The 25,814-nt window shown below is 66.8% G+C and carries 25 protein-coding genes; 24 read left to right on the top strand and 1 reads right to left on the bottom strand.

What is annotated here, in order from left to right; genetic code table 11:
• Positions 1-44 precede the first annotated feature (44 nt).
• From ACODRX_RS08960 to ACODRX_RS08860, 21 genes are all read left to right on the top strand, one after another.
• Entirely contained in the window at positions 45-836 is a 792-nt protein-coding gene (locus tag ACODRX_RS08960; protein ID WP_488871048.1) for an SDR family NAD(P)-dependent oxidoreductase, read from the top strand.
• A gap of 73 nt (positions 837-909) precedes the next feature.
• Entirely contained in the window at positions 910-2,118 is a 1,209-nt protein-coding gene (locus ACODRX_RS08955; protein ID WP_488871046.1) for an ABC transporter substrate-binding protein, read from the top strand.
• Positions 2,119-2,156: 38 nt separating this feature from the next.
• Positions 2,157-3,059 (top strand): branched-chain amino acid ABC transporter permease, encoded by a 903-nt coding sequence (locus ACODRX_RS08950; RefSeq protein ID WP_488871045.1) that lies wholly within the window; start codon positions 2,157-2,159, stop codon positions 3,057-3,059.
• Entirely contained in the window at positions 3,056-4,009 is a 954-nt protein-coding gene (locus tag ACODRX_RS08945) for a branched-chain amino acid ABC transporter permease (RefSeq protein ID WP_488871044.1), read from the top strand. Before ACODRX_RS08950 ends, ACODRX_RS08945 begins: the two co-directional genes overlap by 4 nt.
• Positions 4,006-4,770 carry an ABC transporter ATP-binding protein gene (locus ACODRX_RS08940; protein WP_488871042.1) on the top strand — a complete coding sequence of 255 codons (765 nt, stop codon included), beginning with the start codon at positions 4,006-4,008 and terminating at the stop codon, positions 4,768-4,770. Before ACODRX_RS08945 ends, ACODRX_RS08940 begins: the two co-directional genes overlap by 4 nt.
• The gene (locus ACODRX_RS08935; protein WP_488871040.1) at positions 4,763-5,482 is read left to right on the top strand and encodes an ABC transporter ATP-binding protein; all 720 of its coding nucleotides are present in this window, start codon (positions 4,763-4,765) and stop codon (positions 5,480-5,482) included. Before ACODRX_RS08940 ends, ACODRX_RS08935 begins: the two co-directional genes overlap by 8 nt.
• An 11-nt stretch (positions 5,483-5,493) precedes the next feature.
• A complete protein-coding gene (locus ACODRX_RS08930; RefSeq protein ID WP_488871039.1) occupies positions 5,494-6,249 on the top strand; it encodes an SDR family NAD(P)-dependent oxidoreductase in 756 nt (251 codons plus the stop codon).
• Positions 6,250-6,258: 9 nt separating this feature from the next.
• Positions 6,259-6,987 (top strand): SDR family NAD(P)-dependent oxidoreductase, encoded by a 729-nt coding sequence (locus ACODRX_RS08925; RefSeq protein WP_488871038.1) that lies wholly within the window; start codon positions 6,259-6,261, stop codon positions 6,985-6,987.
• Between the two features lie 5 nt (positions 6,988-6,992).
• On the top strand, positions 6,993-8,693 hold the full coding sequence (locus ACODRX_RS08920; protein ID WP_488871036.1) for an FAD-dependent oxidoreductase: 1,701 nt from the start codon (positions 6,993-6,995) through the stop codon (positions 8,691-8,693).
• Between the two features lie 26 nt (positions 8,694-8,719).
• Positions 8,720-9,328 (top strand): glutathione S-transferase, encoded by a 609-nt coding sequence (locus ACODRX_RS08915; RefSeq protein ID WP_488871034.1) that lies wholly within the window; start codon positions 8,720-8,722, stop codon positions 9,326-9,328.
• Between the two features lie 184 nt (positions 9,329-9,512).
• Complete coding sequence (locus ACODRX_RS08910; RefSeq protein WP_488871033.1) at positions 9,513-10,142, top strand: nucleotidyltransferase domain-containing protein; 630 nt, start codon at positions 9,513-9,515, stop codon at positions 10,140-10,142.
• A complete protein-coding gene (locus tag ACODRX_RS08905) occupies positions 10,090-10,536 on the top strand; it encodes a DNA-binding protein (RefSeq protein WP_488871032.1) in 447 nt (148 codons plus the stop codon). Before ACODRX_RS08910 ends, ACODRX_RS08905 begins: the two co-directional genes overlap by 53 nt.
• Before the next feature lie 172 nt (positions 10,537-10,708).
• Positions 10,709-11,599, top strand: coding sequence for a MurR/RpiR family transcriptional regulator (locus ACODRX_RS08900; protein WP_488871031.1), 891 nt, complete (start codon positions 10,709-10,711; stop codon positions 11,597-11,599).
• 220 nt (positions 11,600-11,819) lie between these two features.
• Positions 11,820-12,842, top strand: coding sequence for an extracellular solute-binding protein (locus ACODRX_RS08895; protein WP_488871029.1), 1,023 nt, complete (start codon positions 11,820-11,822; stop codon positions 12,840-12,842).
• Between the two features lie 3 nt (positions 12,843-12,845).
• Positions 12,846-13,682 (top strand): ABC transporter permease, encoded by an 837-nt coding sequence (locus ACODRX_RS08890; RefSeq protein ID WP_488871028.1) that lies wholly within the window; start codon positions 12,846-12,848, stop codon positions 13,680-13,682.
• Positions 13,679-14,473: an ABC transporter permease gene (locus tag ACODRX_RS08885; RefSeq protein ID WP_488871026.1), complete on the top strand. Its 795-nt coding sequence runs from the start codon at positions 13,679-13,681 to the stop codon at positions 14,471-14,473. The genes ACODRX_RS08890 and ACODRX_RS08885 overlap by 4 nt, the downstream gene beginning before the upstream one ends.
• 8 nt (positions 14,474-14,481) lie before the next feature.
• Complete coding sequence (locus ACODRX_RS08880; protein WP_488871024.1) at positions 14,482-15,573, top strand: ABC transporter ATP-binding protein; 1,092 nt, start codon at positions 14,482-14,484, stop codon at positions 15,571-15,573.
• A complete protein-coding gene (locus ACODRX_RS08875) occupies positions 15,570-16,502 on the top strand; it encodes a carbon-nitrogen hydrolase family protein (RefSeq protein ID WP_488871022.1) in 933 nt (310 codons plus the stop codon). The genes ACODRX_RS08880 and ACODRX_RS08875 overlap by 4 nt, the downstream gene beginning before the upstream one ends.
• Positions 16,503-16,504: 2 nt before the next feature.
• Positions 16,505-17,995: a M81 family metallopeptidase gene (locus tag ACODRX_RS08870; RefSeq protein WP_488871021.1), complete on the top strand. Its 1,491-nt coding sequence runs from the start codon at positions 16,505-16,507 to the stop codon at positions 17,993-17,995.
• A gap of 26 nt (positions 17,996-18,021) precedes the next feature.
• Positions 18,022-19,368, top strand: coding sequence for an aspartate aminotransferase family protein (locus tag ACODRX_RS08865; RefSeq protein WP_488871019.1), 1,347 nt, complete (start codon positions 18,022-18,024; stop codon positions 19,366-19,368).
• On the top strand, positions 19,365-19,928 hold the full coding sequence (locus ACODRX_RS08860; protein WP_488871018.1) for a carboxymuconolactone decarboxylase family protein: 564 nt from the start codon (positions 19,365-19,367) through the stop codon (positions 19,926-19,928). Before ACODRX_RS08865 ends, ACODRX_RS08860 begins: the two co-directional genes overlap by 4 nt.
• 137 nt (positions 19,929-20,065) lie before the next feature.
• On the opposite strand, the gene ACODRX_RS08855 is transcribed toward ACODRX_RS08860, so the two are convergent.
• Positions 20,066-20,722 carry a TetR/AcrR family transcriptional regulator gene (locus tag ACODRX_RS08855; RefSeq protein WP_488871016.1) on the bottom strand — a complete coding sequence of 219 codons (657 nt, stop codon included), beginning with the start codon at positions 20,720-20,722 and terminating at the stop codon, positions 20,066-20,068.
• A 206-nt stretch (positions 20,723-20,928) separates the two neighbouring features.
• On the opposite strand from ACODRX_RS08855, the gene ACODRX_RS08850 reads away from it, so the two are divergent.
• Genes ACODRX_RS08850 through ACODRX_RS08840 form a run of 3 tightly spaced genes read left to right on the top strand, consistent with a single transcriptional unit; the run spans position 20,929 to position 25,811 of the window.
• Positions 20,929-23,049 (top strand): hydantoinase/oxoprolinase family protein, encoded by a 2,121-nt coding sequence (locus tag ACODRX_RS08850; protein ID WP_488871015.1) that lies wholly within the window; start codon positions 20,929-20,931, stop codon positions 23,047-23,049.
• The gene (locus ACODRX_RS08845) at positions 23,046-24,770 is read left to right on the top strand and encodes a hydantoinase B/oxoprolinase family protein (RefSeq protein ID WP_488871013.1); all 1,725 of its coding nucleotides are present in this window, start codon (positions 23,046-23,048) and stop codon (positions 24,768-24,770) included. The genes ACODRX_RS08850 and ACODRX_RS08845 overlap by 4 nt, the downstream gene beginning before the upstream one ends.
• Positions 24,771-24,818: 48 nt before the next feature.
• Positions 24,819-25,811, top strand: coding sequence for an ABC transporter substrate-binding protein (locus tag ACODRX_RS08840; protein ID WP_488871012.1), 993 nt, complete (start codon positions 24,819-24,821; stop codon positions 25,809-25,811).
• The last annotated feature ends 3 nt before the right edge of the window (positions 25,812-25,814 follow it).

Genomic DNA, 25,814 nt, shown 5'->3' with positions numbered 1-25,814 from the left:
CGTTCTAGCCTCATTGGCAGGCAAGACACGCCACAGGAGACCGCATGTCCAATGTATCCACGCCCGCCGCCGCGCCAGGCGCCCGCATCGCCCTGGTCACGGGTGGTGGTGGTGGCATCGGCGCCACCATTTGCCGGAAACTGGCGCATGCCGGTTATCGCGTGGTGGTATCGGACGTGGATGGCCAGCGCGCCTGGCAGGTGGCGCACGAGCTGGGTGCTCCGCACGCGGCCCATGCCTTCGATGTCAGCGACGAAGGCGCGGTGGCAATCGCCTTTGGCCAGATCGAGCAGGCCCATGGCCCCATCGCGGTGCTGGTCAGCGCTGCCGGCTTGCTGCTGTTTCAGCCCAACGGAGAGCGGCCGCTCATCAAGGACACCACGCTGGATATCTGGGAGCGCAGCTTCGCGGTCAACGCGCGTGGCGTTTTCCTGTGCGGCCGCGAATTCCTGCGCCGCCGCGAGGCCGCGCCTGTGGCCCATGGCCGCATCGTCACTTTCACCTCGGTCGCGGCGCAGCTGGGAGGCTACCGCTCCAGCGCCTCGTACATCGCCGCGAAGTCCGCCGTGCTGGGCCTGACCAAGGCCATGGCGCGCGAATCCGCGCACCTGGGCATCACGGTCAACGGCATTGCACCGGGATTGATCGATACCGACATGCTGCGCAGCACCGTCAGCAGCAGCGGCGCGCTTGCCGCTGCCGCGCAGGCGATCCCGCTGGGCCGCATTGGCACGGTGGAAGACGTGGCGGCGGCCGTGCGCTTCCTGGTTTCGGAAGATGCCGGCTACATCACCGGCAGCATCATCGATGTGAATGGCGGATATCGCATGCAGTAGTTCGAGCCCGGCGGTGAGGCCGCCATCACCGCGCCCGCCAGCACGGCGCATTACCCGGAACAGGAGACAAATCATGAAACTTCATCGTTGCTTCATCGCCCTGCTTTGCGCCTTGGCGGCCGCCGCGGGCGCTCAGGCGCAGCAGGAGCCCGGAATCAGCGACAAGGCCATCAAAATTGGGCTGTTCGCGCCCTTGTCGGGCGCCGGCATGGCCTACGGCTTCGACGTGATGAACGCGGCCAAGATGTACTACGCCAAGGTCAACCAGGAAGGCGGCATCCATGGCCGCAAGCTCGAACTCGTGATCGAAGACGACCGCTGCAACGCCAACGACCTGGTGGCGGCCGTGAAGAAACTGACCGAGCAGGACAAGGTGTTCCTGCTGAACGGCGGCTCGTGCTCGGCCGCGGTGGTGGCTGCGCGCGAATATGTCGAGCGCGAGAAGATCCCATTGCTGATGCTGAACGCCTCGGGCGACGGCGCGCTGTATCCGCCGTCCAAGTACATCTACGGGGCGTTCTCGATCTCGCAGCACGCCGTCGGCGGCTCGATGGTGCAGTTCGCCTCGGAACACCTGAAGGCCAAGAAAGTCGGCTACATCAACCACGACGACGCCTATGGCGGCTGGAACCTGGAGGCCGCGCAGGCCCAGGCCAGGCAGCTGGGCGGCGTGAGCCTGCAGGTGCAATCGGTCAATCCGAACATCACCGACGTCACCGCGCCGATGCTGAAGATCCGCGCGGCCAATCCCGACGTGCTGCTGCTCACCACCTACGCCCGCCCGGCGGCGCTGATCGTCAAGAAGGCGCAGGAGCTGGGCTGGAACAAGCCCATCGTGCTGGCGGTCAACAGCACTGCCGACCTGAAGCAGCTGGTGGAGAACGTCGGCAACAAGGACGCCTTCAAGAACGTCTACATCCAGGACGTGCTCTCCGACCTGCCCGGCGGCCCCAAGCTGACCTGGGTGTACGACATGTACAAGCAGGCCTATCCGGAGCTGGCCGCCAAGCCCGGCCATCCGCAGACCTACATGCCCTATGGCATTCCGCCGGCGATGGCGGTGGTCAATGCGCTCAAGGCCGCCGGCCCGCAGCCCACCCGCGAGAAAGTGCTGGCCGCGCTGCAGACCATGAAGTTCGATTCCGGCGTCATGGCCGGCCCGATCGAATTCGGGCCGAACGACCATGCGGCACAGGAGTCGGCGATCTACATCAAGTTCGACGGCGCGGGCATGTCGCTGGTCCCCGGCGCATTCAAGAGCGTCTGGCAATACAAGCCGTAATCGGTGGCCGCAATGGAGCGGCCCCGCCGGAGAACATCATGAGCGTGTCAGATATCTGGTTGTTCCTGCAGCAGGGGGTGCTGTCGGGGCTGGTGACGGGCAGCGTCTACGCGCTGCTGGCGGTCGCCGTGGTCATCATCTTCAAGACCACCGACGTGCCCAATTTCGCCCAGGGCGAGATCTTCATGGTCGGGGGCTACATCGCCCTGTTCCTGACCCTGGTGCTGGGCTGGCCCTACCTGGTCGTGATTCCCGTCACGCTGCTGGCGGTGGCCATCGTGGCCGCGCTGTTCCAGCGCGTGGTGATGGAGCGCGTCATCGCATCCAAGGGCGTGGGCGTGCAGCTGGTGATTGCCACGCTGGGCCTGGCCTACGCCCTGAAGGGGCTGGTGCGCCAGAGCGGGCTGGGCGATACGCCGCGCTCGCTGCCGCCGCTGGCCCCGACCGACGCCATCCTCATCGGCGACGCCGTGCTGACGCAGCTGGACCTGGTGATCTTCGCCGTGGCCGTGGGCGTGATGCTGCTGCTGTACCTGATGTTCACCCATACCCGCGTGGGCAAGGCCATGCGCGCCGTCGGCATGAACCCCAAGGCCGCGCGCCTGGTGGGCGTGAACCTGACGCGCATCCGCATGCTGGTGTGGGCGCTGTCCGGGCTGATCTCGGCCGTGGCCGCGCTGCTCATCACGCCCAAGATCCTGATCACGCCGGACATCGGTCACATCGCCATCCTGGCCTACGCGGCGGCCATTGTCGGCGGCATCACCAGCCTGCCCGGCGCGGTGGTCGGCGGCTTCGTGATCGGCGTGGCCGAGAACCTGGTGGGCCTGTTCATTTCGACCAACGCCATCGTGGTGGCGCCCTTCGTCGCCATCATGGTGGTGCTGCTGCTGCGTCCGCAAGGCCTGCTGGGCGGCAAACTGCAGGTGAAGAAAGTATGAAATCCAAGACCGACTGCGCCCTGCTGGCGCTGATGGCCGTGGTGCTGGCGGCCCTGCCGTTCGTGGCCAGCGGCTATGTGATCTACGTGGTCAACCTGCTGATGGTGTTCGTGGTGCTGGCCCTGGGCCTGCACATCGTCATCGGCGAGACCGGGCAGTTCGCGCTGTCGCATGCCGCGTTCTACGGCGTCGGCATCTATACGGCGGGGCTGATCAACAACCTGTGGCATCCGCCCTTCTTTGTCTCGATTATGGCGGGCGGGCTGCTGGCCGCCGTGCTCGGCTACCTGATCGGCGCGCTGGCGCTGCGCATGCGCGACATCTACCTGGCGCTGTCGACTTTCGCCTTTGGCGAGGCGATGCAATGGGTGTTCCTGAACTGGCAGTCGGTGACCCATGGGTCGAACGGCTTTCGCATCTCGCCGGCCACGCTGTTCGGCTATGAACTGGTGTCCGACATCAAGGCCTATCCCTTCGTGGTCATGATCGCCGCGCTGCTGCTGTGGGCCACCGTGGCGCTGTCGCGCTCGCAGCTGGGTTCGGCCTTTCGCGCCGTGCGCGAGAGCGACGTGGCGGCGCAGGCGATGGGCGTGAACGTCAACGCCATCAAGCGCGCCGCCTTCACGCTGTCGGCCGCCTACGCCGGCATCGCCGGCGGCATGTACACCACCTTCGCCTCGTTCATCCATCCCGAAAGCCTGGGCTTTCAGACCACCATCCTGATCCTGACCATGGTGGTGGTGGGCGGCATCGGCTCGGTGCGCGGCGCCATCGCCGGCGCGATCGGCTTCGGCCTGATTTCGGAACTGCTGCGCCAGGCGCTGTCGTTCCAGGAAATCATCTACGGCGTGATCCTGATGGGCTTCATGATGTTCGCGCCCAAGGGCCTGTTCGCCGGTCGCCAGGGCGTGCGCCGCGCAGCCAAGGCGGTACAAAGGAGTGCGGCATGAGTGCCCAACCCTATCTCGACGTCCAGGGCCTGACGGTGAAGTTCGGCGGCCTGACCGCCATCAACGGCCTGTCGATGCAGGTCGAGCGCGGCCGCATCCATGCGCTGATCGGCCCCAACGGCGCCGGCAAGTCCACCACCTTCAACTGCGTCTCGCGCTACTACCGGCCGACGCAGGGCCGCATCGTCTTCGACGGCATCGACATCACGAAGAAGAAGCCGCACGAGATGGCCGCGCTGGGCGTGGCTCGCAGCTTCCAGAACCTGGAGCTGTTCGGCGCCCTGAGCGTGCGCGAGAACGCGCTGCTGGGCACCTATGCGCACGGCGCCAACACGGCGGCGCGCTTGCTGCGCCCGGCCAACGCCGAGGCGCGCGAGCGCGTCGAACACCTGCTGGAGCGCGTGGGCCTGGCGGACTTTCTCGACACGCCCGCGTGCAGCCTGGACTTCGGCCGCCAGAAGATGCTGGAGCTGGCGCGCGCGCTGGCCATCTCGCCCAAGCTGCTGTTGCTGGACGAACCCGCCGCCGGCCTGCGCAACCGCGAGATCGAGACGCTCGATCGGCTACTGACCGAGCTGTGCGAACGCGACGGCATCACGGTGCTGCTGGTCGAGCACGTGATGCAGTTGGTGATGTCGATCTCGCACCGCATCACCGTCATGTCGTTCGGCGAAAAGATCGCCGAAGGCACGCCCGCGCAGGTGCGCAGCGACCCCCGCGTCATCGAAGCCTATCTGGGCAAGGGAGCCGCTGGTGGCTGAAAACCTGCTTGAAGTCGAATCGGTCAGCGCCGCCTACGGCAATATCCGCGCCCTGCAGGACGTGTCGCTGAAAGTGCCGCGAGGCGCCATCGTTGCGTTGCTGGGCGCCAACGGCGCCGGCAAGTCCACCACGCTCAACGTGATTTCGCGGCTGGTGACGCCCAGCGCGGGCAGCGTGCGCTTTGCCGGCGAGGCCATCCACCGCCAGCCGGCCGACGCCATCGTCAGCCGCGGCATCGTGCAGGTGCCCGAAGGCCGCGAGATCTTCCGCGAGATGAGCGTGCGCGAGAACCTGGAGATGGGCGCCTACCTGCGCCAGGACCGCCAGGCGGTCAAGGGCGACCTGGACATGGTGTGCGACACCTTTCCGCGCCTGCGCGAGCGTTTCGAACAGAAGGCAGCCACGTTGTCGGGCGGTGAACAGCAGATGCTGGCCACCGGCCGCGCCATGATGGCGCGCCCGCGCATGATCCTGCTGGACGAGCCGTCCATGGGCCTGTCGCCGCTGGTGGTGGAACAGATCTTCGACATCGTGCTGCGGCTGAACCGCGAGCAGGGCATCACCATCTTGCTGGTGGAGCAGAACGTGAAGCTGGCGTTATCGGTGTCCAGCTATGCCTACATCCTGGAAAACGGCGAGATCGCGCTGGAGGGCGAATCGGCGGCGCTGGCCAGCGATGAGGGCGTGCAGCGCGCCTACCTGGGCGGCTAGGAGCAAAAACCATGACTTTGATGATGCAAGACAAGCGGGTCCTCGTCACCGGCGCCGGGCGCGGCCTGGGCGCCACCATCGCGCAGGGCTTCGCCCGCGAAGGCGCCAGCGTGATCGTGGCCGATCTCGATCCCGTGCTGGCCCGTGCCAGCGCCCAGGCCATCGCGGCCGCGGGCGGCCGCGCCGTCGACGCGGCGCTGGACGTGACCGATGCGCAGGCGGTGCGCGCCTTCGCCGCCGAATGCGAAGCGCGCCACGGCGCCATCGACGTGCTGGTCAACAACGCCGGCATCTCGGCGCGCGCGCCATTCGACGATCCACAGACCCCGCAGATCTGGGAGCGCGTGATGAACGTGAACCTGCAAGGCAGCTTCAACGTCACCCACGCCTTCGTCGAACAGCTCAAGGCCAGCCGCGGCGCCATCGTCAACCTGTGCTCGATCGTGGCGTACGGCTGCGGCATCTCGACCGCCGGCTACGTGGTCTCCAAGGGCGGGATGCGCTCGTTCACCGAAGTGCTGGCGCGCGACCTGGCGCCGCATGGCGTGCGCGTCAACGCCGTCGCTCCCGGCCTGATGGAAACCGAGATGACCGCCGGCCAGCGCGCGCAGGCCAACGGCACCGACTGGTACCTGCGGCGCGCGCCGATGGCGCGGGCCGGACGCGCCGACGAGATCGTCGGCCCCGTGCTGTTCCTGGCCTCGGACATGGCCAGCTACGTCAATGGCGTGGTGCTGCCGGTGGACGGCGGCTACCTGGCCGTATAAGGAAGCATCATGGATCTGGGCACGGCATTGGTCACGGGCGGCGCAAGCGGCATGGGCCTGGCAATCGTGGAACGGCTGGCGCGCGACGGCTTTCGCGTCGTGCTGGCCGACCGCAATGCGGAACTGGCCGCGAAGGAGGCTGATGCGCTGCGCGCGCAAGGGCTGGACGTGGAGCACCGCGCCGTCGACCTGGCCGACGAGGCCGCCACCCGCGCGCTGGCGCGGGAATTGGCGCCGCTGGCCGCGCTGGTCAACAACGCCGGCCTGTTCGACGAGCGCAAGTTCTTCGACGTGTCGAGCGACGACTACCGCCGCATGTACGAGGTGAATCTGCTGGCCGTGGCCACGCTGACGCAGGAAGCCGCGCGCGACATGGCTGCCGGCGCCAAGATCGTCAATATTGCCTCGCGCGCCTACCTGGGCGCGAAGAACCACCCGCACTACGTGGCCTCGAAAGCCGCGCTGGTGGGCTATACCCGTGCCTCGGCCATGGAGCTGGCGCCGCGCGGCATCCTGGTCAACGCCATCGCTCCCGGGCTGATCGACACGCCGCTGCTGCGCAACCTGTCGCCCGAGCGCCTGGCCGCGCAGCTGGCGCTGCAACCAACGGGCCGCGCCGGCCAGCCGCAAGACGTGGCCAACGCGGTGTCGTTCCTGGCCTCGCCGCGCATGGACTTCATCACCGGCCAGGTCATTTTCGTGGACGGCGGCAAATCGCTGGGCGGCGCGGGAGCATAGGCAGTATGGACAGCATCCAATGGGACCAGGAAGTCGACGCGCTCGTGGTCGGCGCGGGCGCGGGCGGCATGAGCGCCGCGCTGACCGCCAGCGTGGCGGGGCTGGACGTGCTGCTCATCGAGAAGACCGACCGCATCGGCGGCTCGACCGCGATCTCCGGCGGCGCGCTGTGGATTCCGCTGAACGCGCAGACCGAGGGGGCCGGCCATCCCGACACCTTCGAGCAGGTCTGGACCTATCTGGAACAGACCGTGGGCGCTGCGTCCCCCGACACCATGCAGCGCGCCTACCTGGACGCCGGGCCGCGCATGCTGGACGACATGGCCGCACGCGGCTTTCTGCAGGTGGCTGCACGCACTGCGTCACCCGACTACTATCCCGACCGTCCCGGCGCCGCCATGGGCGGCCGCTCGCTGGACCCGGTGGAGTTCGACGGTCGCAAGCTGGGCGCGAAGTTTCGCGAGCTGCGCGACCCGCTCAAGGAGTTCACCGTGCTGGGTGGCATGATGGTCAACATCACCGATGTGCGCCACCTGCTGCGCGCCACCCGCTCGTTCACGGCCTGGCGCCATGCCATGAAGCTCGTGCTGCGCTATGGCGCCGACCGCCTGCGTGGTTACCACCGCGGCACCCGTCTGTTGCTGGGCAATGCGCTGGCGGCGCAGCTGTTCCATGGCCTGATCCAGCGCGGCATCCCCTATTGGCTGAACACCGCCGCGCAGGCGTTGCACCGCGATGCCGACGGCCGCGTGCTGGGGCTGGCCGTGACGCGCGAGGGCCAGCCGCTGAACATCCGCGCGCGCCGCGGCGTGGTCTTGGCCAGCGGCGGCTTTCCGTGGGATGCGCAGCGGCGCGAGCAGACCTACCCCGCACCGGCGGGCCTGTGGTCCATGGCGCCGCGCGCCAATACCGGCGACGGCATCCGCCTGGCCGAGCATGCTGGCGCGGCGCTGGGCAGCGGCTATGCCAGCCCCGCATTCTGGGCGCCGGTATCGGTGCTGGAGCGCGCCGGCCAGCCGCCGCTGCACTATCCGCACCTGGTGTGGGACCGCGCCAAGCCCGGCCTGATCGCGGTCAATGCCCAGGGCGAGCGCTTCGTCAACGAATCGACCTCGTACCATGAGTTCGTGCTGGCCATGCAGCGCACGCCGGCCGACGCTGTTCCCGCCTTCCTGGTCTGCAGCCAGCGCTTCATCGACACCTGGGGCCTGGGCCTGGCCCTGCCCGGCGGACGCCCGCGCCAGCACCTGATCGATGCCGGCTACCTGCTGCAGGCGCCGACGCTGGCCGCGCTGGCCGGCCGCCTGGGCCTGCCTGCCGACAAGCTGCAGGCCAGCGCCGCGCGCTACGACGCATACGCCGCGCAAGGCCGGGACCCGGACTTCGGCAAGGGCGGCACCGCCTACAACCGCTACCTGGGCGACCCCGAGCACCAGCCCAACCCCTGCCTCGCCCCGCTGGGCGACGGCCCCTACTACGCGGTCAAGGTCTACCCTGGCGATATCGGCACCGCCTGCGGCATCGCCGCCAACCAGCATGCCCAGGCCCTGGACGACTCGGGCCAGCCCATACCCGGCCTGTACGTGGCGGGCAACGACATGCAATCCGTGATGGGTGGCGCCTACCCGGCGCCCGGCATCACCCTGGGCCCGGCCCTGACCTTCGGCTGGGTGGCCGCGCGCCACCTGGCCGGCGTGGCATCCTGACGCCTGCAACCGACAAGGATTCTTTCATGAAGATCTATTTCTCCCCCGCCTCTCCCTTTGTGCGCAAATGCCTGGTGGTCGCGCACGAGCTCGGCCTGGCCGAGCGCATCGAGAAGCTGCCCAGCGCGGCCGGCCCGGTCGCGCGTGACCAGACCATCATCGCCAGCAACCCGCTGGGCCAGGTGCCGACCTTTTTCACCGACGACGGCCAGGTGCTGTACGACAGCCGCGTGATCTGCGAATACCTGAACGCCCTGGGCGGCGGCGCGCTGTTCCCGGCCGAAGGCCCGGCGCGCTGGCAGGCACTGACGGAACAGTCGCTGGGCGACGGCATGCTGGGCGCCGCGCTGCTGGCGCGCTACGAAACCGTGCTGCGGCCCGAGCCGCTGCGCTGGGACGGCTGGTACGAAGGCCAGATGGGCAAGGTGCGCGACGGCCTGGCCCTGCTGGAGCAGCATGCCGCCGCGCTGGCGCAGCGCGTGGACATCGGCACCATCACCCTCGGCTGCGCGCTGGGCTACCTGGATTTCCGCTATCCCGCCTACGACTGGCGGGCGCTGGCGCCGAAAACCGCGCAATGGTTTGCGGGGTTCAGCGAGCGCCCTTCGTTCAGAAATACGCTTCCCTGTGCCTAGTCGGAGTCGGCGGCGATGTGCTTCGGGCTATGGAGTTGTTTGCACCAACGGGCGGCCAGGAGGCATGCGTGCGCAACGCAGCTGATTTGGTGCGGGCCTGGCAGCAGAAGGGCTGGCTATCAGAAGGTTTGCACTTTTCAAGATACTTGCCTAGTGTTGCCTTAATGGCGACAATTGTCGCCTTATGAGCAACATCCTGGACGCCCTCAACCTGCTGTTTCCAGCCAATCGCCAGCGCGTGCTGGCGGCGCTGCTGTTGCAGCCAGGGCGCAGCTTGCATCTGCGCGAACTGGCCCGTCTGGCGGGCAGCCACGCGGGGACGTTGGCGCGCGAGGTAGACAAGCTCACGCAAGCGGGCCTGCTGCTGCGCACCGACCAGGGTAACCAGGCGCTCTATGGCGCCAATGTGCAGCATCCGCTGTACGCTGAGCTGGCCGCGATGTTCTGCAAGACGCATGGCGTGGTGCCTGCGCTGCGTGCCGCGCTGGAGCCACTGGCCGGGCAGATTGATCTGGCGTTCGTCTATGGCTCCTTGGCCAGCGGTGCGTATACCGATTACAGCGACGTGGACCTGATGCTGGTGGGCTCGGCGGATTTCGTGGCGGTGGTGCAGGCGCTGTACCCGCTGCACGAACAACTGGGGCGCGAGGTGAACCCAGTGATATGGGCTGCGCAAGAACTGGCTGCCAAGGCGCAGGCGGGCGATGCTTTCGTGCGCGACGTGCTGCGCAAGCCCAAACTCTGGATCAAGGGGGGTGAACATGAGCTTGAGCAACTTGCAGGCCATTGGCCGCCTGCGACCGCAGCCGCCTGACCCGGCGAACATCCGCAAGCTGTTGCAGGCGGCCCGGCAGAACCTGGCCGATGCGCGAGTGGAACAGATCAGCGCGAACAACCGCTTCGATGCAGCCTACAAATGCATCATGCAGTGCGCTATGCTGGGTCTATGGGCGAATGGCTGGCGCACCTCCACAAGCCAGCCGGGGCATCACCAGACGGCGATCCAGACGCTGGATCAGACGATGCACGTGCCCCAGAGCGACTTGATCGTGCTCGACGCCCTGCGCCGCCAGCGCAATCTCAACGACTATGAGGGTGACCCTATTTCCGCCGCCGCGTTGCAAGCATGCCAGGGCGCAGCCGAGAAGCTGCTGGGCCACACCGAGCAGTGGCTGCGCACCCATCGTCCCGAATGGATACTTGAATGAATCTCCGCCCGGAAATCCGCGCTCACTTGGCTGCTCACGGCCGGCTGTATGGTTGCGGGTGGGCTGACCGGCAGCGGTCAGCGCTTGTATGTAGATGGCATGCCCAAGGGCAAGCCCCATGGGCCCCAGGCAGGCAAGCCATCGCGTAACATTCGATTCATTGAAGAATCGTTTGTTGCATGGACAGGGGTTGAATGTGGGCGCCAAGGAGCAGATGTTGCAGCAGTTCGAGTCGCTGAGCCCCAAGCTGCAGCTGGCGGCTCGTTTCGTGATCGATCACCCGAACGAAGTCGTCATTGCCTCGATGCGCGCGCTCGCGCAGCGCGCGCGGGTGCAGCCCGCCACCCTGGTGCGCCTGGCGCAGCAGCTCGGCTACGCCGGCTGGCCCGAATTGAAATCGGCCTTCGCCGATGACCTCGGCCTGCATGCCGAAGGCTATGGCGAGCGCGCCAAGCAATTGACCACGCGCGGGCGCAAGGCCGATCTGCTGGAGGAAATGTTCCAGGCCCAGCAGCGCAATCTCGCCGCCACCGAAACCCAATGCGCCAATGCACTGCGCGATGCGGCCCGGCTGCTGCGGCGCGGCCGCGCCGTGTATGTGGCGGGTTTCCGGGCAAGCTATCCCGTGGCCTATGCCCTGGTCTATGGCTACCGGCTGTTTCGCAACAGCGTGTACCTGATCGACGGGCACAGCGGCAGCCTGGAGATGCAGCTGCGCCCGATGGAAGAGCGCGACGTGGTGGTCGCCACCAGCTTTGCGCCTTATTCGAGCGAGGCCCTGGCCGTGGTCAGGGCGGCGCAGTCTGCCGGCGCCGCCATCGTGGCGATCACCGACAGCGCCGCGTCGCCTCTGGCGCTGGCGGCCGAGGTCTCGGTCTTGTTCTCGGTGGCCAGCCCGTCGTTCTTCCCTTCGATCACCGCGGGCATGGCGGCGGTCGAGGCGCTGCTCGAATTGCTGGTGGCCGAGGGGGGCGACAACGTCGTGACGCGCATCGACCAGGCAGAGCAAGCGCTGTTCGATTCCGGCGCCTACCTGCAGCCGCCCAGCCGGCGCGCTCCCTGAACTGAAGCACCGCTAGGCAGGCGGTGTGGCGGCCTGCAACGGGTGTGTAGGGGTTTTCCCGTTGAAAATGACACAAATGTTGCTTTTTTATTGATGTGGAATCATATGTTTCATACACTCGGAAATCGCAACAAGCATTGCGTTTGCGGTGGCACGCCCCTGCGGATGGATGCCAGCGCGGCCAGCTTGTTGCCAACCATTCTTTGACAAGGAAAACCGCATGCGACTGCTTTGCCGATTCACTTTCCCGGCCCTGGCCGCTTTGGCGCTGGCCGTGCTTCCCGTGCATGCCCAGGCGCCCAAGGAAATCCGCATGCTGGAAGCCGGTGGCGACTCCGGCGAAGCCGTGCAGGCGGCCTACATCGAGCCCTTTCAGAAGAAGACCGGCATCCGCGTGGTACGCGAGAATCCCACCTCGCTGGGCAAGCTCAAGGCCATGGTGGCCTCCAAGAAAATCACCACGCCCATCGTGCTGGTGCCCAGCAGCTGGCTGGCGCAGGCCAAGGCCGAGAACCTGCTTGAGCCGCTGGACTGGGCGGCCATCAACCCGGAGCCCATCACGGCCCAGGCCAAGGATGCGTATGCCATCGGCTGGTCCTACTTCTCCAACGTCATGGCCTGGCGCAATGATGCGAAGGCGCCCAAGACCTGGGCCGATTTCTGGAACGTGAAGGACTTTCCCGGCAAGCGCAGCCTGATGGACGACCCCGCCACCGTGCTACCGGTGGCCTTGCTGGCCGACGGCGTACCGATGGACAAGCTGTTCCCGCTCGATATCGACCGCGCCTTCCGCAGCCTGGAAAAAATTCGTCCCTATGTGTCCGTTTGGTGGACGGCTGGCTCCCAGCCGCCGCAGCTGTTGCTGGACAAGGAGGTCTCCTATGCGATGAGCTTCTCCGGCCGGGTGCATGGCAAACCGGGTATTTCCTTCAACTACAACCAGGGCATCCTGGATCTCTCCTACTTCGGTATTCCCAAGGGCGCTTCGCCCGAGGACAAGGCCGTGGCCATGAAATTCTTCCATGAGCTCACCCTGCCCGAGAACCAGCTCGTGGCCATGGCGCGCATTCCCTACTCCGGCGCCAGCACCGATCTCGACAAGATGCTGCCGGCCGACAAGGCGCCGCTGTTTCCCACGACCGCGGGCAACGCCAAGCTGCAGTTCGTGAATGACCTGGCGCAGTGGAAGCTGATCGCACCCAAGGTCGAGAAGCGCTGGCAGCAATTCAAGCTGGGGATGTAGGCCATGGCTGCCGGACTGCTGCGGCGCTGGGGCTACGCGCTGCCCCTGCTGGCCTTCGTGCTGGTGGTCTTCGACATGCCGGTGATGCGCATGTTGTCGATCAGCTTCGATGGCGAGGCCGGGCCCTGGGGGGCCTACCACGAGCTGCTGACCAGCCCGGCCTATCTGCGGGTGCTGGCCGGTACCTTCAAGCTGGCCCTGGCCACGGCGCTGCTGTGCGGCGGCCTGGGCTACGTGCTGGCCTACTGGATCTATGGCATGGCGTCGGCGCGGCTGCGCATGGCGGCGCTGGGCCTGGTGGGATTGTCGTTCTGGATCAGCATCCTGGTGCGCACCTATGCGTGGATCGTGGTGCTGGGCAACAACGGCATCATCAACCGCTTTCTTTTGGAGCAAGGCTTCATCGGCAGCCCGCTGCCTTTGATCTACAACGAGCTGGGGGTGCTGGTCGGAACGGTGAACCTGCTGCTGCCGCTGGTGGTGCTGCCCCTGTATGCGGCCATGGGCGCGGTGGACCGGCGCCTGACCCAGGCCGCGCGCTCGCTGGGCGCAGGCGAGCTGCGCGTGTTCTGGCAAGTGTTCTTCCCACTGACCCTGCCGGCGCTCTTGGCCGGCAGCATGCTGGTCTTCATCCTGACCCTGGGCTTTTTGGTGACGCCGGCCATTCTCGGCGGCAACCGCGTGCCGATGATCGCCACGGTGCTCGACAGCCTCATCAACACGATTTCTGACTGGCAGCTCGCTGCGGCGCTGTCGAGCGTGTTGCTGCTGGTCACGCTGATGCTCTACCTGGTCTACAAGCGGCTGACAGCCCACACTGGCGCGGGGGCAGCCGCATGACACGCTGGAGCGAACACCTTTCGCGGCTGCTGCTTCGCCTGGGCGGTGCGCTGATCCTGCTGTTTCTGTGCACGCCGATCTTGATCGTGGTGCCGATGTCCTTCTCGGATCGCAGTGCCCTGCAATTCCCACCTCAGGGCTTTTCACTGCGCTGGTACCGGGCGTTCGCGGACAGTCCCGTCTGGACCGAGGCGTTCTGGACTTCGTTGCAGCTGGCGCTGTGCTCCAGCGTCATTGCCCTGGCGTTGGGCGCGCTCGCCGCCTATGGCCTGGCGCGCAGCCGCGGCCGTGGCGGCCTGTCGCTGGATGCGAACTTCATGGCACCCATGATCATTCCGCACATCATCACCGCCATCGCCCTGTACTTTGCCTTCGCCCAGGTGGGCATGCTGGGCACTTTCACCGGCCTGGTGATAGGCCATGCGCTGGTGGCGATCCCCTATGTGATCAGCGTGGTCGGCGTGGCCGTGCGCGCGCTCGACGTGCGCATCGAGCAGAGCGCGCGCAGCCTGGGCGCGGGCTGGCTGCGGGTGCTCGGCCAGATCGTGGTGCCCAATATCTACCCTTCGCTGTTCGTGGCCTGGATCTTTGCTTTCGTCGTGAGCTTTGACGAAGTGGTGATCACCTATTTCCTGGCGGGCAGCCATGTGACGATCCCCAAGAAGATGTTCAACGACCTGTCGCAGCAGATCGACCCCACCATCACCGCAGTAGCCACCTTGCTGATCGCCGGCAGCGTGGTCCTCATGGCCATAGCGGCCAGGCTTTCCCGTGGCGGAAAAAAGGAATAAAGAAGACCATGGCCAGCATCGATATCCAAGCCATCACCAAGCGTTTTGGCGCCGTCACGGCGCTCAATGACATTCACCTGCAGGTCCGCCAGGGTGAATTCCTGACCCTGCTGGGCCCGAGCGGCTCGGGCAAAACCACGCTGCTCACCATGATCGCCGGGCTCCACAGCCCTGATGCGGGCCGCATCATCGTCGGCGAGCGGGACGTGACCCGGCTGCCCACCAGCCAGCGCAACATCGGCCTGGTGTTCCAGAGCTACGCGCTGTTCCCGCATATGACGGTCTTCGACAACGTGGCCTTTCCCTTGCGCGTGCGGGGGCGCCCCGCGGAAGCGATCAAGCGCGAGGTGGCCAAGGTGCTGGCCACGGTCAAGCTGGAGCGCTTCGCCGACCGCAAACCGGCCCAGCTCTCCGGTGGCCAGCAGCAGCGCGTGGCGCTGGCGCGCGCCATGGTGTTCGAGCCGGCGATACTGCTGCTCGATGAGCCGCTGGGCGCGCTCGACAAGAATCTGCGCGAAGACCTGCAGTTCGAGCTGCGCCAGCTGCACCGCGCACTGGGCATCACCACCATCATGGTGACCCACGACCAGGAGGAGGCGATGTCGCTGTCGGACCGCATCGCCGTCTTCAATGCCGGCCGCATCGAGCAGGTCGGCGCCCCCGAGCATATCTACCGCAATCCGGCCACGCCCTTCGTGGCCAACTTCTTCGGCACCGGCAATCTGTTGCGCGGCCAGGTCGCGCCGCATGGTGGTGAGCTGCGCTTCGAGTCCAGCGAAGGCCTGCATCTGCCGGTGCCCGAGGCTGCGCCGGCCGGCACGCCGCTGGAGTTCATGCTGCGCCCGGAATCGATCCGCCTGGCGCCGCCACGGCCGGGGGCGGACCCGGCTGCAGGCCAGGTAGCAGGCCAGGTGGTGGGCCAGATCATCGGCCGGGTCTACCTGGGCCCCACCGTGCGCTACCGCGTGCGCCTGCCTGGTGGGCAGGTGATGGCCGTGCAGGCCAGCAGCAGCGACGGCGACTACCGCGAAAACGATAGCGTGGCGCTGAGCTGGTCGGGCAGCGACATGCGGGTACTGGGCGCACAGGCGGCATCATGAACAGCACCTCCACCCTCGTGAACGCCAGCCTCGTGCAATTCGACGCGCGCGCGCTGGCGCCCGCGCTGAACCTGGAGCGCATGCGCTCCCTGGCCGAGGCCCAGGCGCGGGCCGGCGCCCAGCTCATCGTATTTCCCGAACTCAGCAACACTGGCTACGTGGAGCCGCTGGTGCCGGGCGCGGCGTTCAGCGCGGACGTCGCTGCCGCAGCGGCAGCTGACGGCGCCCCAGATGTTGCCCCTTATGCGCAGCGCCTCTATGAAGCGGCCGAACCCGATGGCGGACCGTTCACGCAGATGCTGTGCCAGCTGACCCGGGAGCATGGCGTTCACATCGTGGCCGGCCTGGCGCTGCGCCATCCGGTGCTGGCGGGAGCCATGTACAACGCCTCGATGCTGGTCGGGCCGCCGGGCGTGCTTGGCATCTACCACAAGATCCACCGCTGGCATCTGGAGAAGCTGTACTTCATGGCCGGCGAATCCATCGCGGTGCAGCGCACGCCCGTGGGCCGCATCGGCATGCAGGTGTGCTACGACATCCGCTTCCCCGAGCTCACGCGGGCGCTGATGCTGCAAGGCGCCGACATCGTCACCAACGTCTGGGCGTCGTTCCGGGATGAGGCCCAGCCCCTCGAGGACGAGCAGATCTTCCTGCACCGCGCCTATACCCGGGCCATGGAGAACGGCGTGTTCTTCCTGAGCTGCAACCGCGCGGGCCGGCAAGGCCACTGCCGCTTCATGGGGCGCAGCCTCATCGTCGCGCCCGACGGCAAGGTGCTGGCCGAGTCGCGCACCGAAGAAGAAGCGGTGGTGCAAGCCGAGCTCGACCTGAGCGCGGTGGCGCGTTATCGCAGTTACGTGGGGCTGCTGACCGACCGCCGCCCCGACGTCTATGCGCGTGTGGCCATTCCGACCCCTATCCAACCGTAGCCATGTCTTTTCGCATCGCCATCGCCGGCTTTCACATCGAGTCGGTCAGCTTTCTTCCCGTGGCCTCCACACTCGCCGATTTCGAGCAGGTCGCGCTGCGGGGCGACGACATCCTCGCCGCACTGCGCGGCACCAACACCGTGATCGGTGGCTTCATCGACATCTGCGAGCAGTCCGAGGTGCGGATGCTGCCGCTGGTGCAGGCAGCCCTCGGCGCCGTGGGGCCCGCCAGCGACGAGGCCGTGGCCTTCTACGCGCACGAGATCGCCCAAGGCGTGCGCGCGGCCGGCCCGGACCTGGACGGGGTGTTGCTTTTCCTGCACGGCGCCTGCTGGGCGGCCTCCTACCCGGATCCCGAGCGCTTCATCTTGGCCGCGGTGCGCGCCGCCCTCGGGCCGGACAAGCCGCTGATGGTGGCCTTCGACTACCACGGCAACCTGGACGCCGGCACGCTGGAAAACGCCAACGCGGCCTTCGCCTACCGCAAGTCGCCCCATACCGACACCGGCGACACCGGCCGGCGCGCGGCGCGCTGCATGGTGCGCACCCTGCGCGGCGAGATCCGGCCCACCTGGGCCATCGCCAAGCCCCAGGTGCTGGTGCCCAGCATCTTCAGTGCCACCGCGCTGCGGCCGCTGGCCGACATCATCGAGGAGGCGCAGCGCATCGAGGACGCCCGCGAGGGCTTTACCGACATCAGCGTGATGGCCGGATTTTCCTATGCCGATGCGCACAACACGGGCTTCTCCGTGCTGTGCGTCACCGATGCCGACCAGGCCGCTGCCCAAGCCATCTGCGAGCAGCTCAGCGCGCGCATCCGCGGCGCCAGGCGCGAGCTCTACCAACCCCTGCCCGTCTACCAGGTCGACGAAGCCATCAGTGCGGTGCTGCAGCGGCTGCGCCGGTCACCGGGCGCCGGCCGACCCTATGTGCTGCTGGAGCACGCCGACCGCATGAACGATTCGACCTACCTGCTCGCTGCCCTGCTGGCGCGCGGCGTGCAGCGGGTGGCCGTACCCTATCTGTGGGACCGCGAAGCGGCCCGGCAGGCCTGCGCGGCGGGCGCGGGCCAGAGCGTGCGCCTGCGCCTTGGCGGCCATAGTTCGGACAGAGCCGGGCCTACGCTGGACGTCTCGGCGCGCGTGCTCTGGGCCGGCCCCAAGCAGTACCGGATCTCGGGTGCCTACATGCAGGGCATGCCCGTCGATCTCGGCCTCAGTGCGCTGCTCGACGTCCAGGGCATCCTCGTGAGCGTGGTCAGTGCATTCGCGTTCGCGGTCGATGGCGATCCCTTCACCCAGTTCGGCCTGCGGCTCGAAGACTTCGACATCGTCGTGCTGCGCTCCAAAACGCATTTCCGCGCGTTCTACGAACACGTGGCCGCGGACATCCTGATCGTGGACACGCCCGACTACGGCGTGGCCGACCTCAAGCAACTGCCCTACCGCCATGTGGACAAGGCGCATTGCTATCCGTTTGCCGAACTCTCTTGAATCCCTGACAACCACCCAGCCCAACCATGAGCCACATCATCCATCGCTCGCTGCGCAGCGTGCCGCGCACAGCCGTCAGCGCCCAAGGCGTGCACATCATCGACCAGCAGGGCAAGGCCTACATCGACGCCAGCGGCGGCGCCGCCGTCTCCTGCCTGGGCCACGCCCACCCCGAGGTGCTTGCCGCCATGCACGCCCAGGCCGACAAGCTGGCCTATGCCCATACCAGCTTCTTCACCTCTGAGGTTTCCGAAGCCTTGGCAGATCACCTCGTGGCACATGCGCCGGCGGGGCTTGACCAGGTGTACTTCGTCTCTGGCGGCTCGGAAGCCGTGGAGGCCGCCCTCAAGCTCGCCCGCCAGTATTTCGTCGAGATCGGCCAGCCGCAGCGCACCACCTTCGTGGCCCGGCGCCAGAGCTACCACGGCAACACCCTGGGCGCGCTGGCCGTGGGCGGCAACGAATGGCGGCGCAGCCAGTTCGCCCCCTTGCTGATGGATGTGGGCCGCGTCGCCCCCTGCTACCCGTACCGCGATCTCCGGGCCGGCGAGAGCGAGGCTGCCTACACCCAGCGGCTGCTCGCCGAGATCGAGGCTCAATTCCTGGCCATAGGCCCCGATCGGGTGATTGCCTTCGTGGCCGAAACCGTGGTGGGCGCCACCGCTGGCGCGCTGGAGCCCACGCCTGGCTACTTCAAGGGCGTGCGCGCGCTGTGCGACCGCTACGGCATCCTCTTGATCGCCGATGAAGTGATGTGCGGCATGGGCCGCACCGGCACCCTGCACGCGATCGAGCAGGAAGGCGTGGCGCCCGACCTGATGACCATCGCCAAGGGCCTGGGCGGCGGCTACCAGCCGATCGGCGCGGTGCTGGCCGCCGCGAAGGTGATCGAGCCTATCCGCAGCGGCAGCGGCCTGTTCCAGCACGGCCATACCTACATCGGCCACCCCATGGCCTGCGCCGCCGCGCTGGCCGTGCAGCAGGTGATCCAGCGCGACAAGCTGCTGCCCCGGGTGGTGGCGCGCGGCGCCAGCCTGCGCCGCCTGTTGTCCGAGCGCCTGGGCAGCCATCCGCAGGTGGGCGATATCCGTGGGCGCGGCCTGTTCATGGGCGTCGAGCTGGTGCGGGATCGCGCGAGCAAGCAGCCATTCGCGCCCGAGCTGCAATTGCATGCGCGCATCAAGGCAAAGGCCCTGGACATGGGCCTGCTGGTCTATCCCATGGGCGGCACCATCGATGGCCGCAGCGGCGACCACGTGCTGTTGGCGCCGCCCTTCATCGCGAGCGAATCGGAGATCGGCCAGATCGCCGCCAGGCTCGGCGATGCCATCGATGCCGCGCTGGCCAGCCTGCCGCTGGAGGCGCAAGCATGAGCCGCGACCGCCTGCCGCCCCTGCCGCCCGAGCAGTGGACCGAGATGCAGCGCAGTGAGGCGCAGCAAGTCATCGACGGCCCGCGCGGCACGCTGATCTCTCCGTTCGTGCCGCTGCTGCGCAGCCCCGAGCTCATGGGCCATGCCCAGCGCATGGGCGAATACCTGCGCTACCGCAGCGCACTGGGCCTGCGCCTGTCCGAGCTGGCCATCCTGGTGACCGCGCGCGAATGGTCGCAGCAGGTGGAATGGGCCATCCATGCGCCGATCGCCCAGCGCGAGGGCATCGCTGCCGACACCGTGCAGGCGATTGCCGAAGGCCGCCGCCCACGGCAGATGCCGGAAGATGAAGCCCTCCTGTATGACTTTTGCATCGAGCTGCACCGCAACCGCAGCGTCAGCGACAGCACCTGGGCGCAGGCGGTGGCGCTGTGGGGCGAAAACGGCGTGATGGATCTGGTTGCGGTCAATGGCTACTACAGCCTGCTGTCCATGGTGATGAATGCCGCGCGCACCGAGGTGCCGGCATCGACGGCGCCGCGCCTGCCGGATCTGCCGTAGGGCCGCTGCCCCCGGGGCCGGTATGGGGCCTTCATTGGGCTTGTGCGATTGCAACAGGCCCATGGCCTGCCTTGGGGGGCTCGGCCCCCTGACTTGCATCGTGCGCGCACCTGGCGACCTCGGAATCGAGTATGAATTTACGCTGCCGAGCGGTCGCAGAGGTAGCTGATGATCACGTCCGACACATGCTTGGGGCGTGCCGCCTTGCGTTCCTCCGTGTTCAGGTCCACGCCGAGAACATAGGAAAGCGTGTAGCGGTTGGTGATGAAGTAGGCCCCCAGGCCTGAGATGGAGACATACAGGTCCACCCAGTCCGCATCGCTGCGAAACACGCCCAGCTTCTTGCCCGAATCGAGGATGGTGGACAGGGCCGAGCGCAGCGGGTTGAACATCTCCGAGATGGTCTTGGACTTGCGGATGTGCACGGCCTTGTAGAGGTTTTCCGTGGACAGTAGCTGGTGCAGTTCGGGCTCGTCAATGAAGTGCTGCACCGTTCTTTCGACCAGGGTGCGCATGTCGTTGACCGGGTCGTCCGTCAGCGCCAGCTCGTTCTGCCGCGAGCGCATCGATCCGTAGGCCCGCTCCATCACCTCGATGAACAAGGATTCCTTGCTTTCGAAGTAGTGATAGACCAGGTTCTTGCTGATTTTCGAACGCGCGACGATCCGGTCGATGCGCGCGCCGTCAAACCCGCGCGCCGCGAACTCCTGGCCTGCCACCTTGAGGATTCTTTCCCGGGTGACGGCCGCATTGCGGGGTTTGGGCTTGGCAGTGGAGGGCTGTGCTTGGGTCATTGCGATGGTGGTGATCCGTGTCTCGTGCGCGCCATGCGCGCGTTTGATTTTTATCAGTCTATCAATCGTCAGAGGGCCGGCGAAAGGGGCGGGAAAACCCCTGTTGCTGCGCGATTTTACATCTCCTAAAGTTTGCCTATCTAACTGAATAGTTAGTTAATTGATGGCGATGGCCATCTATCTCCAACCAGGAATTGGGAGCAAGCATGGGTATTGCATTGGATCAACGCAGAGGTGTCCGTGTGGGCTGTGACATCGGTGGAACGTTCACCGATATCGTGCTTGCCATGCCGGACGGCAAACTCTTCGTCAACAAGACGTCCACGACACCCGAGAGCCTCGGGCAGGCCATCGTGCAGGGCTTGGGCACCCTCATCAAGCAGGCCGGCGTGGCGCCGGAGGACATCACCGAGATCGTCCATGGCACCACCACGGCCTCGAACACCATCTTGCAGAAGGTGGGGGCGGCCACCGGCGTGCTGACGACGGAGGGCTTCCGGGATGTGCTGGAGATCGGCCGGATCCGCACGCCCACCATGTTCGACCTGGCCTGGAGCAAGCCCCAGCCGCTGGCGACGCGGCGCTGGCGGCGCGGCATCCGCGAGCGCATCGGCGCCGATGGCAGCGTGGTCGCGCCACTCGATGTGGATCAACTGCTGCGAGAAGCCGAGGAGCTGGTGGCCGAAGGCGTGACCTCGATCGCGATCTGCTTTCTCAACAGCTATATCAATCCGGCCCACGAGCTGCAGGCCAAGGCCGCCTTGCAGGAGCGCTTTCCCCAGCTGCTGCTGAGCGTGTCCTGCGAGGTGCTGCCTGAAATCAAGGAGTACGAGCGCACCAGCACCACGGTGGTGAATGCCTATATCCTGCCGGACATGCGCACCTATCTGGCGCGGCTGCGGCAGGACCTGGAAGGCATGGGCATCCATGCATCGCTGCAGGTCATGGCCTCGAATGGCGGCATGATGGGAATTGCTTCCGCCAGCGAGAAGCCGGTATTCGCGGTGGCCTCCGGCCCGGCCGGCGGCGTGGCTGGCGCGGCCCGCATCGGGGCAGTTGGCGGGGACAACGACCTCATCGTCTTCGACATGGGCGGCACCACCGCCAAGGCGGCCCTCGTCGTGGCAGGGCAGCCTTCGCTGACGAACGAGTACGAGTTCCGCGACGGCATCAGTGCGCCAAGCCGCTTTGTCAAGGGCGGCGGCTACATGCTCAAGGTGCCGGCCATCGATATCGCCGAAGTGGGCGCAGGCGGCGGCTCCATCGCGTGGATCGACGCTGGCGGCCTGTTGTGCGTGGGGCCGGAGTCGGCGGGATCGTCGCCCGGGCCGGCCTGCTACGACAAGGGCAACAAGCGCCCCACGGTAACGGATGCCAACATGGTGTTGGGCTACCTGAACCCCAAGGCACTGGCGGGCGGGAGCCTGCCGGTCTATCCCCAGCTGGCGCACGAGGCCATCGAATCGCATGTTGCCGGGCCGCTGAAGCTGAGCGTGCTCGAGGCCGCGCATGGCGTTCGCCACCTGGCCAATGTCAGCATGGCGCGGGCCATCCGGGCGGTGACCGTGGAGCGTGGCCTGGATCCGCGCGAAATGTCCATGATCGCATTCGGCGGCGGCGGTCCGCTGCACGCGGTGGCCGTGGCCCGCATCCTGGGCATCCAGCGGGTGATCGCGCCGATCATGGCCGGTGTGTTCTGCTCTGCCGGCATGCTGTCTGCCGATGCCGAGCACAACTTCGTGAAGGCGGTCCTGCGGCCCCTGGCCCACTGCGGTGCGGAGGAGCTCACCGCGGTGGCGCAGGAGCTGGGCAACCGGGGCCGCCAGGTGCTGGAAAGCGAGGGATATGTGGGCGATGCCGCGCAGGTGGCCTATGCCGCCGACCTGCGCTACCTGGGGCAGAGCTCGGAGCTCACGGTGGCGCTGCCATCGGCCAGCGTCGATGCGGCCACGCTGGAGCAGCTGCAGCGCGACTTCAATGCGCAGTACCTGCAGACATTCGGCTATTGCAGCGATGAGCCGCTCGAACTGGTCAACCTGCGGGTGAGCGCCCGCGGGCGCAGCGCGCACCGGCTGGACTTTGCCCATTGCCAGGTCGATGCCTCGGCGCTGCAGGGCTCGCACAGCGAACGCCTGGTCAGCTTCGAGCCGGGCACGCCGGCCCAGGCCACGCCCGTCGTGCCGCGCGCCGCGATCCGGGCGCAGCCGGTGGTGGGGCCGCTGATCATCGAGTCCTACGACACGACCATCGTCATTCCCCCGGGCTGCAGCGTCAGCGCGGATCCGATCGGCAACATCATCATCGAAATCCAGGAGGCGAGCGAATGAGCCGCAGCATCGACCCCATCACCTTTGCCGTCGTCAAGAATGCGATGGACTCCGTTGTCGACGAAATCGCCTACACCGTGCTGCGCACGGCGCGCTCGGAGATCGTCAAGGACGTCATGGACTATTCGGCAGCCATCTGCGACCGCCATGGCCAGATGATCGCGCAGGCCAAGACGATTGCGCTGCACCTGGGGGCGATCCCCGAGGCCATGGCCGAGGTGCGCCGCCGCTACGGCGACGATCTCAAGCCCGGCGATGCAGTCATCGTCAACGACCCCTACCAGGGCGGCATGCACCTGCCCGACATCTTCATGTTCGTGCCCTTCTTCTACAAGGGCGAGCTTGAGGGCTTTTGCGTGGTCATCTGTCACCACACCGATGTGGGTGGCCGGGTGCCTGGCTCCAATGCCAGCGACTCGACGGAAATCTACCAGGAGGGCCTGCGCATCCCCGTGGTCAAGCTGTACGAGGCGGGCCAGGTCAACGACACCATGGAGCGGATCATTGCGCAGAACGTGCGCGTGCCGGATCGGGTGCTGGGCGATCTGCGGGCGCAGTACGCGGCCAGCCAGGTGGGTGTGCGCGAGCTCACCAAGCTGATGGACCGCTATGGACGAGAGGAGTCCCGCCTCTATTTCGCGGAGCTGCTGGACTATGCAGAGCGCCTCACGCGCGAGGAGATCCGCCGCTGGCCCAAGGGCACCTTCACCTTCGAGGACTACATCGACGACGATGGCCTGTCCGACGACCCGATCCTGGTGCGCGTGGCGGTCACGGTGCACGAGGACCGCCTGAGCGTCGACTACACCGGCTCTGCCCCGCAGGTAGGCGCGGCCATCAACTCGACCCTGTCGTACACCAAGTCGTGCACCTATCTGAGCGTGCGCTGCGCCTTGAAGGGCGATGTGCCCAACAATGCCGGAGTGTTCCGCTGCGTCGAAGTGCATGTGCCCGAGGGCACGGTGCTCAATCCGGTGGAGCCGGCGGCCGTGGCGGCGCGCGCCCTGACGGGCTATCGCGTCTTCGATGCCATGCTGGGCGCGCTGGCCCAGGTGGTTCCCGACCGCATCCCCGCGGCCGGCGAGGGCGGCAACACCGTGGTGTGCCTGTCGGGCAAGCGCGATGACGGCAAGGGCTACATCATCGTCGACATGATCTGCGGCGCCTGGGGCGGGCGGCCCGGTGCCGATGGCATCGAGGCCATCACCAACGCATCGCAGAACCTCTCGAATACACCGGTGGAAACGCTGGAGGCGCAGCATCCCGTGCGCGTCGAGGCCTACGAGCTCGCCGAGGACAGCTGTGGCGCCGGGCGCTACCGCGGCGGCCTGGGCGTGCGCCGCAGCTACCGCGCCCTGGGCGACGACGTGCTGCTGCAGTTGCGCGCCGACCGGATGAAGTTCCAGCCCTATGGCCTGCAAGGCGGCCTGCCTGCCAGCCCCGCATCGAACCGGCTGCAGCGCGGCGACCGGGTCGAGTCATTGCGCAGCAAGGTGGGCATGCGCATCTGCCGCAATGACGTGGTGACCCATACCCAGCCGGGAGGCGGAGGCTTCGGCAATCCGCTGGATCGGCCGCTCGAAGATATTGCACATGACGTCTGGGACCACAAGCTCAGCGCGGCCTTCGTGCGGGAGCACTATCGCGCCGTGGTCGATCCCGCCACCGGCAAGCTCGATGCCGAGGCGACCCAGGCGCTACGGGCCCAGGCCGAGGCCTGAGCGGTAGATTCCCCTCTGCTGCAAACCCTATTCCAACAGGAGCCATCGATGAAACGACGTGTATTCACGAGCACGCTTGCCGCGGCCACCGCATTGCCGCTCTTAGCATTCCACGCCAGGGCGCAAGCTGCAGCGAAGCTGCGAGTCAGGCTCGACTTTTCGCCATGGGGCATGCATGCTGCCATGCACCTGGCGCAGTCAAAGGGCTGGTACAAGGAGCAGGGGCTCGACGTGGAGATCCAGGACGGAACCGGCACCATCAATACATTGCAATTGCTGGCGGCCGGCCAGGTGGACATTGGCCAGGTCGCCTTGGGCACCATGGCGGTTGCCAAGGAAAGCGGCCTCGACCTGATGTCGATCGCGGGCTTTGCGCGCACGGGCGACCTGGCCATCCTCGTGGATGGAAAGCAGAATGTGAAGACCCCCAAGGACCTGGTGGGCAAGAAGCTCGTATGCTTCACCACCAGCCCGTGGACGCCCTTCATCGATGCCTTCTTCAAGGCCAACGGCATGAGCCGCTCGCAGGTCGAGATGGTGATGGTCTCTCCTGCCGCCATGATCTCCACCTACCTGGCCGGCAACAGCGATGGCTTCCTGTCGCAAGCGCCTTTCGGCCAGCCGATGGTGATGAAGGCGCGCAGTGCCTCCGCGCTGCTGCTGACCGACAGCGGCATCAGCTTTCCCAGCTACGGCCTGGCGGCGACGCCGGCCAACATCGCCGCGAAAAAGGATGCCATCTCCAAATTCGCCCGCATCCAGGTGCGTGCGTGGCAGTACATCTACGACAACCACATCGACGAGGCTGTTGCCGCCGTGCTCCAGCAGCGCCCCAATGCGCGCCTGGATGCGGCCGTGGTGAAAGGCCAGATCGAGGCCTACCGGCCCTTCTTCGAAAGCCCCGGCAGCAAGGGCCTGCCCTTTGGCGTGCAGGCGGATGCGGACTGGGCCGCAGCCATTCGCTCTCTTGAGATGAGCGGCCAGATCAAGGCCGGCCACAAGCCTTCGGACTACTACACCAATGCGCTGCTCACCCTCTGATCC

The organism is Comamonas sp. FG99 (genome assembly GCF_057808605.1).
Note: the sequence above shows the minus strand (reverse complement) of the source record. Positions and strands in the feature narration are given on the sequence as shown.